This is a genomic window from Paracoccus suum, assembly GCF_003324675.1.
Classification (GTDB): Bacteria; Pseudomonadota; Alphaproteobacteria; order Rhodobacterales; family Rhodobacteraceae; genus Paracoccus; species Paracoccus suum.
Genome location: NZ_CP030918.1, coordinates 605990 through 618560 on the forward strand (window position 1 = coordinate 605990; position 12571 = coordinate 618560).

14 protein-coding genes are annotated in these 12571 nt (G+C 68.4%); 5 read left to right on the forward strand and 9 right to left on the reverse strand.

Going from position 1 to position 12571, the window contains the following annotated elements; translation table 11 throughout:
• Positions 1 to 46: 46 nt before the first annotated feature.
• Positions 47 to 946: a zinc-ribbon domain-containing protein gene (locus tag DRW48_RS16070; RefSeq protein ID WP_199286143.1), complete on the forward strand. Its 900-nt coding sequence runs from the start codon at positions 47 to 49 to the stop codon at positions 944 to 946.
• Positions 947 to 1204: 258 nt separating this feature from the next.
• On the opposite strand, the gene DRW48_RS02985 is transcribed toward DRW48_RS16070, so the two are convergent.
• The 5 genes from DRW48_RS02985 to argH all read right to left on the reverse strand — a co-directional run bounded on the left by DRW48_RS02985 (position 1205) and on the right by argH (position 7069).
• A complete protein-coding gene (locus tag DRW48_RS02985; RefSeq protein WP_241963353.1) occupies positions 1205 to 3874 on the reverse strand; it encodes a DUF4175 domain-containing protein in 2670 nt (889 codons plus the stop codon).
• A 77-nt stretch (positions 3875 to 3951) separates the two neighbouring features.
• A complete protein-coding gene (gene lysA, locus DRW48_RS02990) occupies positions 3952 to 5217 on the reverse strand; it encodes a diaminopimelate decarboxylase (RefSeq protein WP_114075111.1) in 1266 nt (421 codons plus the stop codon).
• 28 nt (positions 5218 to 5245) lie between these two features.
• Positions 5246 to 5509 (reverse strand): DUF2834 domain-containing protein, encoded by a 264-nt coding sequence (locus DRW48_RS02995; protein WP_114075112.1) that lies wholly within the window; start codon positions 5507 to 5509, stop codon positions 5246 to 5248.
• Complete coding sequence (locus tag DRW48_RS16075; protein ID WP_199286144.1) at positions 5499 to 5654, reverse strand: hypothetical protein; 156 nt, start codon at positions 5652 to 5654, stop codon at positions 5499 to 5501. Before DRW48_RS16075 ends, DRW48_RS02995 begins: the two co-directional genes overlap by 11 nt.
• Positions 5651 to 7069: an argininosuccinate lyase gene (gene argH / locus DRW48_RS03000; protein ID WP_114075113.1), complete on the reverse strand. Its 1419-nt coding sequence runs from the start codon at positions 7067 to 7069 to the stop codon at positions 5651 to 5653. The genes DRW48_RS16075 and argH overlap by 4 nt, the downstream gene beginning before the upstream one ends.
• A 25-nt stretch (positions 7070 to 7094) precedes the next feature.
• Between argH and DRW48_RS03005 the strand changes: the two genes are divergently transcribed.
• Positions 7095 to 7655, forward strand: a complete 561-nt coding sequence (locus tag DRW48_RS03005; protein ID WP_114075114.1) for a TlpA family protein disulfide reductase — start codon at positions 7095 to 7097, stop codon at positions 7653 to 7655.
• Here the strand turns inward: DRW48_RS03005 and DRW48_RS03010 are convergent.
• On the reverse strand, positions 7633 to 8205 hold the full coding sequence (locus DRW48_RS03010; RefSeq protein WP_114075115.1) for a DNA-3-methyladenine glycosylase I: 573 nt from the start codon (positions 8203 to 8205) through the stop codon (positions 7633 to 7635). The genes DRW48_RS03005 and DRW48_RS03010 overlap by 23 nt on opposite strands.
• Positions 8206 to 8294: 89 nt before the next feature.
• Between DRW48_RS03010 and DRW48_RS03015 the strand changes: the two genes are divergently transcribed.
• Both DRW48_RS03015 and phbB read left to right on the forward strand, forming a co-directional pair.
• Complete coding sequence (locus tag DRW48_RS03015; protein ID WP_114075116.1) at positions 8295 to 9116, forward strand: EAL domain-containing protein; 822 nt, start codon at positions 8295 to 8297, stop codon at positions 9114 to 9116.
• Between the two features lie 109 nt (positions 9117 to 9225).
• Positions 9226 to 9951: an acetoacetyl-CoA reductase gene (phbB, locus tag DRW48_RS03020; protein WP_114075117.1), complete on the forward strand. Its 726-nt coding sequence runs from the start codon at positions 9226 to 9228 to the stop codon at positions 9949 to 9951.
• A gap of 317 nt (positions 9952 to 10268) precedes the next feature.
• On the opposite strand, the gene DRW48_RS03025 is transcribed toward phbB, so the two are convergent.
• The 3 genes from DRW48_RS03025 to DRW48_RS16235 all read right to left on the reverse strand — a co-directional run bounded on the left by DRW48_RS03025 (position 10269) and on the right by DRW48_RS16235 (position 11450).
• On the reverse strand, positions 10269 to 10433 hold the full coding sequence (locus tag DRW48_RS03025) for a YdcH family protein (RefSeq protein WP_114077326.1): 165 nt from the start codon (positions 10431 to 10433) through the stop codon (positions 10269 to 10271).
• Positions 10434 to 10504: 71 nt separating this feature from the next.
• Positions 10505 to 11257 carry a tRNA1(Val) (adenine(37)-N6)-methyltransferase gene (locus DRW48_RS03030; RefSeq protein WP_114075118.1) on the reverse strand — a complete coding sequence of 251 codons (753 nt, stop codon included), beginning with the start codon at positions 11255 to 11257 and terminating at the stop codon, positions 10505 to 10507.
• The gene (locus DRW48_RS16235) at positions 11238 to 11450 is read right to left on the reverse strand and encodes a putative signal transducing protein (protein WP_241963354.1); all 213 of its coding nucleotides are present in this window, start codon (positions 11448 to 11450) and stop codon (positions 11238 to 11240) included. The genes DRW48_RS03030 and DRW48_RS16235 overlap by 20 nt, the downstream gene beginning before the upstream one ends.
• A gap of 75 nt (positions 11451 to 11525) precedes the next feature.
• On the opposite strand from DRW48_RS16235, the gene DRW48_RS03035 reads away from it, so the two are divergent.
• On the forward strand, positions 11526 to 12527 hold the full coding sequence (locus DRW48_RS03035; protein ID WP_241963355.1) for a polyprenyl synthetase family protein: 1002 nt from the start codon (positions 11526 to 11528) through the stop codon (positions 12525 to 12527).
• Positions 12528 to 12571 lie beyond the last annotated feature (44 nt).

Sequence of the window (12571 nt, forward strand, 5' to 3'; positions counted from 1 at the left end):
CCAGCGGCGATGACCACGGGCGATGCGAGGCGAAAGGGCGGATGCGATGCGGCTGACATGCCCCGACTGCGGCGCGGAATACGAGATCGACGAGGCCCTGATCCCGGCCGCCGGCCGCGAGGTCGAATGCGCTGCCTGCGGGCATCACTGGCACCAGCCCGGCCGCGGCCACCAGCCTTTCGTGCTGGGCGATCCGGTACTGAGCCCCGAGGTGGCGTCCGCCACGGAGGCAAGAAGCGTCACGGAGGCGCCCGCACCGCCGCCACCTCCCCGGCCGAGCGCCTCGGTCCTCGACATCCTCCGCGAGGAGGCCGCTCGAGAGCTGGCGCAGCGCGGTGAGACCCTGCCCGATGAGCGCGCGCGCGAATGGACCCGGGCAGGGGCGGAGCGGCCGGGCGCAATTGTCGAAGAAGAGGATTTGGAGGTCGCCGAGGACGACTGGATCGGGGCTGATGATGGCATCAGGCGTGGCGGGGGCGGGCGGGATCGGCCGGGAAGCGGCGCTGCCTCAAACACCCGGGGCCCAAGGGACTGCACGGCACAGGGCGTTCGTCCGGCCACCGAGCCGGCCGCCCCGGAAGTCATCGTCGCGGAACTGATCGACGACGACGAACTGCCGCCGCCGCGCCCCAGCCTGCCGCTGCCCGACGCGAGCGCCTGGGCTGCCAGCCTGCAATGGTCCCCGGCCGCCGTCGCGGTACCGGTTCCCGCCGCTGCGCGCGAGGACCGGTCTGCCTATAACGCCGGCTTCGCCGTGGCCGCAGGTCTGTCGGCGCTGCTTCTGGTCGGCTACATCGCCGCGCCGCACGTCGCCGATGCCGGCCGCCCCGGCGCCGCGATAATGGAATTGCGCCGCAGCGCGGATCGTGGCCGTCTCGCCCTTTACGACCGCGCCGCGCCCCTGGTCGACGGAGCGGTCGCAACGGTTGCCCACTGGCTGCGCTGACAGCTCGCTCGCCAAGCAAAGAATCCTCAGGCTGTTCGGCGGCCCAGATTCTCCCGGCCCGAACATTTGGTAGCCCTACTCGCCGCTCCATCGGCGGCCGTCCACATTGTCTAGGAGCGACGAAGTCCTCCCTGGGATCCCGAGGCCGTCGGCGCCAAGGCGTCGACTCCGTCTCGAGCCTCGTCCGCTCGGCGCGGTAATCCGGGGTGTCGAAAACAACGCGTCACCTGCTGCCGGTCCCCTTAGAGGGCCCGGCACCTAGAACTGGTCCAGCAGCCGCCGCAGGTAGCTGCGTTCGTCCTCGGGCCGGGTCAGCTCGCCGCTGCGGCGGCGGATTTCGTCGAGGAGCTCGTGCGCCCGGCGGGCAGGGTCGCGGCCGGTTTCAGGCAGGCCGTCGCCGGTGGTGACGGTGCTGCCGCTGCCGGTCGTGTCGCGCCCCAGCGGGTCGGTGGGAGGCCGCGGCAGATAGGGCATAGGGGCCTGGCCGGGATCGCTGCGGCCGCCGGGCCGACTGCCCTCGGGGCCCTGCTCGGGCGCGCCCTCGGTTTGGCCCTGACCCTCGCCCTCGCCCTGCAAACGGCCGAGCGCGCGCAGGCCCTCGCGCATCGCCTCGATGGCTTCCGCCTGGCGGTCCATCGCCCCGCCCGGATCGCCGCCGCGCAAGGCATCCTCGGCCTCGCCCATGGCTTTGCCGGCGCGATCGAGTTCGCGCCGCGCGGCTTCGCCCTCGTCCGAGCCGGGGCCGGGCAACATCCCCCGCTGAGTGCCGAGCTGGTCGCGCAAGGCCCGTTGGCGGTCAGCGAGGCCTCCCGGGCCGTCGCCCCCCGGCTGGTCAGACTGGCCCTCGCCCGGTTGGCCGCCGCCCGGCTGACCTTGCACTTCGCCCTGTCCGGACTGGCCCTGCCCGGATTGACCCTCGCCGGTTTGGCCCTCGCCGGTTTGGGCCTCGCCGGTTTGGGCCTCGCCCGACTGACCCATGCCGGGCTGCTCGCCGGCCATACCGCCGGGCTGCCCCGCCTGCCCGGAATCCCCGGGTGTTCCCATGAAATCGTCCTGCAGCTGGCGCATGGCGTCATCTGCCAGCCGCTGCTGCTCGCGCAGCGTGTCCGCCAGGCGTCGCTGCGGGCTGCCCTGGCCGCCCTCGCCGCCCTGGCCCTGGGTGACCTTCAGGTTTTCCATCATGCGGTTGAACTGCTCCAGCAGCTCTTGCGCCTCGGCTGTCCGGCCTTCGTTCATCAGTCGCTCGATCTCATCCATCATCGCCTGGATCTGATCGCCGGTAATCTTTTGGCCGGGCTGGTTCTTTACGAATTTCTCGTTCGGATCGGCCTCGCCCTGCTCGGCCAGCATCTGTGTATAGGCGTCGGTCGCAGTCTTCAGATCGGACATCAGGCGCTTGATCTCGTCAGGTGTCGCGCCGTTGCGGATCGCCTCGGACAGGCGTTCCTGCGCGCGCTGCATCGCCTCGAGTGCGTCGGCAAGGCCGCCGTCCTCGATCTGAACTGCCGTGTTCCACAGCACCTCGGCGATGTCGTCGCGTACCTGCGGGGTGATCGAGACGTATTCCAGCTTGCCGATCACGCCGCGCAGCGCGTCGACGGCCGGCTGCTCCAGCAGGCCCTGCGGCTGCCAGCTGATGGCGCGCAGGATCTGGGCGCTGCGGCCGGCATTGGTGCGCGACCACAGCAGGTCACGCCGGACCTCGATCAGCGCAGCGGCAAGCGGGTCAAAGAACCGGCGGCCGGGCAGGATGGTATGCATGGGCGGCGCCTCGGCCTGCTGGTCGATGCCATCGCGTGCGCGCAGGCTGACCGTCACCGGCAAGTTGGCCAGCGGATGACGCGAGAGATCGGCGATCAGGCTGCCCTTGATGTCGGTCCGGCTACCGCGGGCCGGCAGCGGCAGCGCGAGAACCAGCGGATCGCGGGGGTCGGGATCGACGGCCAGCCCATAGCGTCGGTCGACCGCGGCGAGGTCCAACACGACGCTGGCCTCGGCCGAGACCACCCCGTTGTCGTCACCGGCAGTGAAGGCCTGCACCAGGCGGCCATCGGCACGCCGCTGGGGCGCGGCGCCGGCAGCAATCACCGGCGGATCATCGGGCAGCACCTCGACCGCAAAGCGGCGGCCGGCAACGGTGATCGCGCCGGTGTGTTCGGCGGTGAAGACAGGCGCCTCGGGCGGGGTGTCAGCAGCGGCGGGGCCGATGTCCTGCGTCAGCCCGGCGTCGCCGCCATAAAGGCGAAAGCTGACGCGGCTGCCCTTGGGCAGGCGCAGCACCTCGTCCTCGGGCAGGGCGCTGAGGTAGATGACCGGGCGGCGAGTGTATTCCGGCGGGGCGGCCCACCCCTCCCAGCCGGGGCCGACGGCGGGGGTGCGGCCCAGCGGGCCGCCGAGGGTCGCTGCAATGGCGCCAAGCCCGTGGCCCAATTGAGTGGTGCTGCCGAACAGCACCGCCATTGCGAGTGCAGTCAGTGCCGCCAGCCGCAGACCGATCGGATCGCGCCGGGCAAGGCCCGGCCGGGGCCGCGCCGGCCGCGCCCGTTGCGCCGCTTGCCACATCTGCACGCGATGCGCCTGCCACAGCGCCGCGCTGTCGCCGTCGCCCGCACCGACGGCAATCTCGTCCCCGAGGGCCGAGAGCGGCCGCCCCGGAAGCGCCGCATCGACCCGCGCCTGCACGGCACCCGGGCTGGGCCGGCGCAGGCGCCACAGGCCCCAGGCAATGGCCAGCGCCAGCAGCGCGAGCCAGCCTGCCACGACCCAACCCAGTGGATCGGGCGCCAGCAGGTTGCCCGCGCCAAGCGCGAAGGCTGCGATCCCGAGCGCGGCCCAGACAAAGGCCAGCCACAGACCGCGCGCGATCCCCTCCCACCACATGCCCCATCGGGTCAGGCGAAGGGCGCGCAGGGCCTCGCGCGGGCGCATATCAATATTGGGCGGAGACAGCGCCTTTGGGCCGTCGTCGGCGGTCGGGGCCGGGGAATCCCGGTGGGGTTTTCCGGCTATAGCCATGCCGGGATGCTATCACGCGCCAGCATCTCATCGAGGCTGGGACGCGCGCGAATGACGGCGAAGTGATCGCCGTCAACCAGGACCTCGGGCACAAGCGGGCGCGAGTTGTACTCGCTCGCCATAACCGCGCCGTAGGCCCCGGCCGAGCGGAACGCGACCAGATCGCCCGCCTCGAGCGGCGGCAGTTGCATCGCCCGGGCAAAAGTGTCGCCGGTCTCGCAGACCGGACCGACCACATCCAGCGGCGCGACGGCGGCACCCGGCGGGGCCTCGATCACCGGCACGATGTCATGGTGGGCGTCGTACATTGCCGGGCGGATCAGGTCGTTCATGGCGGCATCAAGGATCAGGAAATCGCGGCCCTCGCCGCGCTTCAGCCAGATCACCTCGGAGAGCAGGATGCCGGCGTTGCCGGTGATGTTGCGTCCCGGCTCGACCTCGATCTCGCAGCCCAGATCGCCGACCGCCTCGCGGATCACGGCGCCCCACTCCATCGGCAGCGGCGGCGCGCTGTTGTCGCGGCGATAGGGAATCCCGAGGCCGCCGCCCATGTCGAGACGGCGGATGTCGTGTCCGTCGGCGCGCAGGGTCCGGGTCAGGTCGGCCATGCGCGCATAGGCCTGGCGATATGGCTCCAGATCGGTCAGCTGGCTGCCGATATGCATGTCGATCCCGACGACTTCGATGCCAGGCAGCGTTGCCGCCTCGGCATAGACATCGCGGGCCCAGGCCAACGGGATGCCGAACTTGTTCTCCGACTTCCCGGTGGCAATTTTTGCATGGGTGCGGGCATCGACATCGGGATTGACGCGCAACGCGATCGGCGCGCTGCGGCCCATGGCATGCGCGACCTCGGACAAGGCCCTCAACTCGGGTTCGGATTCGACATTGAACTGGCGGATGCCGCCTTCAAGAGCCGCGTGCATCTCGGCGCGGGTCTTGCCAACGCCAGAAAAGACGATGCGCTCGCCCGGCACACCGGCGGCGCGGGCGCGGGCGTATTCGCCGATCGAGACGACGTCCATCCCGGCGCCAAGATCACCCAGCAGCTTCAGCACTGCCAGGTTGCTGTTCGCCTTGACCGCGAAGCAGACCAGGTGCGGGCCCCAGTCCAGCGCCTGGGTCAGTAGGTTGAAATGGCGGCGCAGGGTGGCCGCGGAATAGACATAGACCGGCGTTCCGACCTGCCGCGCGATGTCGCTTAGGGCCACGCCCTCGGCGTGCAGGACGCCGCCATGATAGTTGAAGTGATCCATCACACCCCGATTGCGGCGGCGCCGGCCGTTACAGCACGGGGCGCGAGCGCATGAACAGATATAGCGGCAGCGCGCAGCCCATGCCCAGCAGCAACGCCGGCCAGGTCAGCAGCGCCAGCCAATTGCGCCGGACCATCACCTCGAGGCCCGACCAAACCACAAGCACGAGCGCCGCAACCCCGTCCGAGGCGGCGTGCGGCAGGTGGGGCGGACCCGCGAAAAGGGTCAGCGCCGCCCCCGCCAGCGCCGCCGCGAGCCAGAAGACCCGCAGCGGCGTCAGCTCAGAGATCATTCGTCCGCATGCCGATGGACGCATCGCCGCTGACAGTGATCCCGGGCGCAGGCGCCGGGTAGGCAGTCGGCTGGATCGGCGGGCCGCCGACGCCACAGGCGGCCAGCGTGGCACAGGTCAGCGCCGCCAGAAGCAGGGTTTTCATGCCAGTCGTTCCTTCCATTGCGCGATCTGCTCGCGCACACGCACCGGGGCGGTGCCGCCGTAGCTGGTCCGCGAGGCGACCGAGTTATCGACCCCCAGCACGGCGTAAATTTCCTGGGTGATCGCCGGATTGACGGCCTGCATCTCGACCAGGGTCAGTTCGGGCAGATCGATTCCGCGCGCCTCAGCCTTCGCCACCAGCGCGCCGGTCGCGTGATGCGCCTCGCGGAACGGCAGGCCGGCCTCGCGCACCAGCCAGTCGGCGAGGTCCGTCGCGGTGGAAAAGCCCGCGCCGGCCGCGGCCGCCATGGCGTCGCGGTTGACGGACAGATCGCGCAGCATCCCCTCCATCGCGGCCAGCGCCAGCATCAGGCTGTCGGCGGCGTCGAAGGTCTGCTCCTTGTCCTCCTGCATGTCCTTGGAATAGGCCAAGGGCAGGCCCTTCATGATGGTGAACAGCGCTACCGTCGCGCCGAGAATCCGGCCGATCTTGGCGCGGATCAGCTCGGCTGCGTCCGGGTTGCGCTTTTGCGGCATGATACTGCTGCCGGTGGACCATTTGTCCGACATCGCGACAAAGCGGAACTGGGCGCTGGACCAGATCACCAGTTCTTCGGCAAGGCGCGAAAGGTGCATGGCGCAGATGCTGGCGGCAGACAGGAATTCCAGCGCGAAGTCACGGTCGCTGACCGCATCGAGGCTGTTTGCCATGGGCCGGTCGAAACCGAGGGCCGCGGCGGTGGCGCGGCGGTCGATGGCAAAGCCGGTCCCGGCCAGCGCGGCGGCGCCCAGCGGGGATTCGTTCATCCGCGCTCGGGCGTCGCGAAAGCGCGACAGATCGCGGCCCCACATCTCGACATAGGCCATCATGTGATGGCCCCAGGTCACGGGCTGGGCCGATTGCAGATGGGTAAAGCCCGGCATCACCCAGTCCGCGCCGGCCTCGGCCTGCGCCAGGGCGGCGGCGATCAGCGCCTCCAGCCCGGAGATCGCAGCGTCGCACTGATCGCGCACCCACAGGCGGAAGTCGGTCGCCACCTGGTCATTGCGGCTGCGCGCCGTGTGCAGGCGCCCCGCAGGCTCGCCGATCAGGTCCTTCAGCCGCGCCTCGACATTCATGTGAATGTCCTCAAGCTCGGGGCGGAAGGTGAAGGCGCCGGCCTCGATCTCTGACAAGACGGTGAGCAGGCCTTCCCCGATCGCCTCGGCATCGGTAGGGCTGATGATGCCTTGTGCGGCCAGCATCGCCGCATGGGCCCGACTGCCCCGGATGTCCTGGGCGAACATTCGTTGGTCGAACCCGATCGAGGCATTGATCGCCTGCATGATCGCGTCCGGCCCGGCGGCAAAGCGTCCGCCCCACATGCTGTTGGCCCCGGTATCCGGCCGGGGCGGGGTGGCGGACTGGTCGGTCATCGCAGGTCCTTTGGAAGGTAAATACATGGCTCGGCTCGTCCTTATCACGGCGCTTCTCGGCTTCGCAAACCTTGCCCTTCCGGGGGCCGGCGCGGCGGGTGCGGTCGACTGGGACGCCGCCCGCGCCGCCGGTCTGCCGAAGCTGGCCGAGACAGCCGAGCCCGCACTCGCGCCCGACATTCCCTTTCTTGACAAGGACGGCGCCAAGGTCCGCCTGGCCGACTGGAAGGGCAAGGTCGTGCTGGTCAACTTCTGGGCGACGTGGTGCGCGCCCTGCCGGGCGGAGATGCCCTCGCTCGACGTCCTGCAGCGCGAGTTGGGGGGTGATGATTTCCAGGTCGTGACCATCGCCACCGGCCGCAACCCGGTTCCGGCCATCGAAAAGTTCTATGACGAGATCGGCGTCAAGGACCTGCCCATCCTGCGCGACGAGCGCCAGCAGCTGGCCCGTGCGATGGGCGTTCTGGGCCTGCCGGTGTCGGTGATCCTCGACACCGAGGGGCGCGAGGTCGCGCGCCTGATCGGCGATGCCGACTGGTCGTCCGAGGCCGGCAAGTCAGTCATCATCCAGCTGACAGCGCCCTGACCGCCGCGTGACGCGGGCAAGTCACGACATGGTCGTTGACCATGCCCGTCGCCTCCATGAAGGCATAGGTGATGACCGGCCCGCAAAAGCGGAAACCCTTTTGGTTCAGGGCTTTGCTCATCGCGCTCGAGGCGGGGCTACTTGTCGGGATCTCGCCCGGGCGGAAGGTGTTGTGGACGGGCGCGCCCCCGACAAAATCCCACAGGAAGGGGGCAAACCCCTCGGCCGCCTCGATCTGCAGAAAGGCGCGGGCGCCCCTGATGGCCGATTCGATCTTGCCGCGGTGGCGGATGATGCCGGGGTTTGCCAGCGCGGCGGTGACCTCAGCGTCGCCCCAGGCGGCCACGCGCTCGGGGTCGAACCCCTCGAATACCTCGCGGAAGGCGGCGCGCTTGCGCAGGATGGTGATCCAACTGAGGCCGGCCTGGAATCCGTCCAGCACCAGCTTTTCCCATAGCGCGCGCGGGTCGTATTCCGGCACACCCCATTCCTCGTCGTGGTAGGCGACATAGACCGGGTCGGTTCCACACCAGGCGCAACGATCCTCCATTCGTTAAACTTCTCCGCAGTTTGGCGCTGCCGTTTACCGGCGGTTAGGGCAACCTGGGCTAAATGGCCCTGAGTGTGGGAGGCTGCCAGATGGACGACGGACATGACAGGGCATTAGGCAGCTCGCCTGTGGATCAGGCGATGGCCAAGCAGGCGCGGCTGACCATGGCCACCGTGCGCCGCGCGGTCGACCGGCGCGATGCGGTGCTGGCCTTCCAGCCCGTGGTCCAGGCCGACCGTCCGTCCCGCGCGGCCTTTCACGAAGGGCTGATCCGCATCATCGACGAAACCGGGCGGTTCGTGCCGCTGCGCGATTTCATGCCCCAGGCGGAAACCACGGACCTCGGCCGGCGCATCGACTGCCTCTCCCTGGCGCTGGGCCTCGAGGCACTGGCCGAAGATCCGGCCATGCGCCTGTCCATCAATATGTCGGCCCGATCCATCGGCTATCCCGACTGGCTGGCGACGATGCAGCATTTCACCGGCGGCGATGATCGCATCACTGAACGGCTGGTCCTGGAAATCACCGAAAGCTCTGCCATGGACGAGCCGGAATTGGTGACGGGTTTCATGCGCGATTGGCAAGCGCGCGGCGTCAGTTTCGCGCTGGACGATTTTGGCGCGGGCTACACCTCTTTCCGCTATCTGCGCGATTTCAATTTCGACATGATCAAGGTCGATGGCCAGTTCGTCCGGGAAATCGCATCCCGGCCGGACAATCAGGTGCTGACCCAGGCACTCATCCGCATTGCCCATCATTTCGACATGTTCACCGTGGCGGAATCGGTCGAGACTGCGGATGATGCCGCATTCCTGATCCAGATGGGTGTCGATTGCTTGCAAGGCTTCTATTTCGGCGCGCCGACGATCGTGCCGCCCTGGCGCACGCCCAACGCCTCGGCCCGCCGCTAGGGCTTTGCCCGAGCCCAGAGTTCTTGCGACAAGCGCCAGCTACGACTTGCGCGATGCGCGACACCATGCCTCAATGAAGCCAAGGCCACTGCTTCAAGGGGGGAAGACTATGGCGAGGGTTGCTATCGTAACCGGAGGGTCGCGCGGCATCGGCGCGTCAATATCCAAGGCATTGCAGGAGGCGGGTTATCACGTCGCCGCAAATTACGCGGGAAATGACGCCGCGGCCGAGGCTTTTACCTCCGAAACCGGGATCAAGACCTACAAATGGTCCGTCGCTGATTACGACGCCTGCGCCGAGGGCGTGCGCAAGGTCGAGGCGGAACTGGGCCCCGTTGACGTCCTGATCAACAACGCGGGCATCACCCGCGACGCGATGTTTCACAAGATGACCCCTGCGCAGTGGAAGGAAGTCATCGACACCAACCTGTCCGGCGTCTTCAACATGACCCACCCGGTCTGGGGCGGCATGCGCGATCGCAAGTTCGGCAGGATCATCACCATCAGCTCGATCAATGGACAAAAGGGCCAGGCCGGCCAGGCGAATTACTCGGCCGCAAAGGCAGGCGACATCGGCCTGACCCGTGCCCTCGCGCAGGAGGGCGCGCGCGCCGGCATCACGGTCAACGTCATTGCGCCGGGTTATATCGGCACGGAAATGGTCCGCGCTATCGACGAGCGCGTCTTGGCAGAGCGCATCATCCCCCAGATCCCGGTCGGGCGGCTTGGCGAGCCCGAGGAGATCGCCCGCTGCGCCGTATTCCTCGCCTCGGACGACGCCGGCTTTATCACCGGCTCCACTATCAGTGCCAATGGTGGGCAGTATTTTACCTGACGCGTAAATACCGAGACATCTGCAGGGCGGCGTCCGCGAGGGCGCCGCTTTCTTTTTGGATGATTTGTATTCGGACGCTCGGGCGAGCGGCGAACAGCGGCATTAATCCCCGCGCTGGCCCGCGGGATCATTTCCTGCCTCGGGAAGTTAATTAAAACTTGCGTCGACCGAGGGACAATTGCATCGCATCTAGCGATCAAAACGTTGTCGCGCTCGAGAAGAGGGGCGACAAGTTTTTACAGATTTGTGAAACCAGCTGCTAGCAACCTGACGCCCAGGCGAACACCCGCGGCCTCATCAGCCGCGGGCGCCGTTCGCTAATGAGACAGCCGGCCGATTTCCTCTTTCAAGCGCAGCTTTTCCTTTTTGATTCGGGCAAGGTCCAATTCGTCATGGCCCGGTCTGCGCTGCATGCTCTCGGCCTGCTCGCTCAAGGCCTGGTGCTTGCGACGAAGTTCGTGGACATGGGACGCGACGGTCATGGTCATCCTCCTGTTAAGCCCGTGATCCAGTCCACCACGAATCGCCGCGTCTGTCACCCGGTTGTCACAGATCAAAGCAAAATTGCGCCGCCATGCCGCAGGACCCGTTGGGCGGCGGGCGTCAGGTCCTCGGCGTCCGAAGCGTGGTCGGGCAATGCGTGCAGAACGAATGGCGCCAGCAGGGCCAGCGGCCCCCGCGCGCCCTTGCGGGCGACAACGATCACACGACCGGCCGGGCGCCCGGCCCGTGCGGCAATTGGCAGCACCCGCATGTCGCCGGCCCGCCCCTCTAGCGCGGCGAGGATCGATGCGAGACGCTCGGCCTTGTGGATCAGCGTCAGCCAGCCGCCGGGGTTTAGCCGCCGCAACCCCGCGTCGATCCAGATCCGAAGGGGCACCGCCTCGTGACGGGCGATGCCCCTTCCGCTGTCGGGGGCAACCGTCCCGGTGACAAAGAACGGCGGGTTCATCAGGACATGATCGAAACTCTCGCCGCGAAGGCCCGGCGGCATGGCCAGCAGGTCACCCTGCACCACCTGCAGCGGCAGGCCATTACGGGCGGCGTTTTCCCGCGCCAACGCGGCATAGGCGGGCTGCACCTCGAGCCCGGTCAGCGCCAGCCCCGGCACCCGATAGCCCAAGCATAGCACGGCGGCGCCGACGCCGCAGCCGACCTCTAGCACTGATTGCCCGACGCACGCGGGGCAGGCAGCAGCAAGCATGACCGCATCGGTGCCGGCACGATAGCCGTGGACCGGCTGCGCCAGGCGCAACCCGCCGCCCAGGAATCCATCGCAACGGGTTTCAGTCGTCAGCGAGGCCATGGTCGCGCAGGATCGCCGTGGCCCGAAAATGATCGCGATCCGCGACCATCAGCCGTCGCGGCAGGATCCCGATAGAGCCGTCGAGCACACTCATGTGCCGGTCCAACTCGAACGCCGGGATGCCCTCGGCGCGCAGCACATCGACCGCGTGCGTCAGGCGGAGGGGGTCGGTGCTTTTCATCAACTCGCGCATGGCGGCAGGCTAGGCGGCGGTTGCGATGCTGTCCATGGCGTGGCATGGGACGGCCCGAAAGGTTCAGCCGCCACCATGGACAGTTCCGACCGCATGCTCAGCCCGATGGACCGCCTCAGCGCGATCCTGTCCGACGACATGGCGCGGGTGAACACCGCGATCCGCACACGCATGGCCAGCCGGCACGCCCCCCGCATCCCGGAGGTCACGGCTCATCTGGTGGAGGCCGGGGGCAAGCGACTGCGTCCGATGCTGACCCTCGCCGCCGCGCGGGCGCTTGGATATGACGGCGACGACCACGTCCGCCTCGCCGCGACGGTCGAGTTCATCCACACCGCGACCCTGCTCCATGACGACGTGGTCGATGAAAGCAGCCAGCGCCGGGGCCGGCCGACAGCCAACCTGCTGTGGGACAACAAGTCCAGCGTGCTGGTCGGCGATTACCTGTTCGCCCGCTCGTTCCAGTTGATGACCGAAACCGGGAACCTGCGGGTGCTGGACATCCTGGCCGACGCCTCGGCCACCATCGCCGAGGGCGAGGTGCTGCAGCTGACCGCGGCCCAGGACCTGAAGACCGACGAGGCAATCTACCTGCAGGTCGTCCGCGGCAAGACCGCGGCCCTGTTCGCGGCAGCGGCCGAGGTTGGCGGCATCATCGCCGGCGGCACCGAGGCCGAGGTTCGCGGCCTGCGCGACTATGGCGATGCAGTGGGGATCGCGTTCCAGATCGCTGACGATCTGCTGGATTACGGCGGGACCGCCGCCGCCATCGGCAAGAATACCGGCGATGATTTCCGCGAGCGCAAGGTGACACTGCCGGTCATCAAGGCAGTCGCCGCCGCCGATGCCGAGGGCCGGGCCTTCTGGTCGCGGGTGATAGAGGCGGGCGAGCAGCGGGACGGCGATCTGGACGAGGCGATGCGCCGCCTGGACGCGACTGGGGCGATGGCGGCGGCGCGGAACGATGCCCTCGGCTGGGCCGCCCGTGCACGCGGGGCCCTCGCGCCCCTGCCCTATGGGAAGATCAAGTCGACGCTCCAGGACCTCAGCGATTTCGTCGTCCAGCGGATCGCCTGACCCGTCGTTGCGGACGATAGGGTCGCAGGCCAAACGGCGCGCGG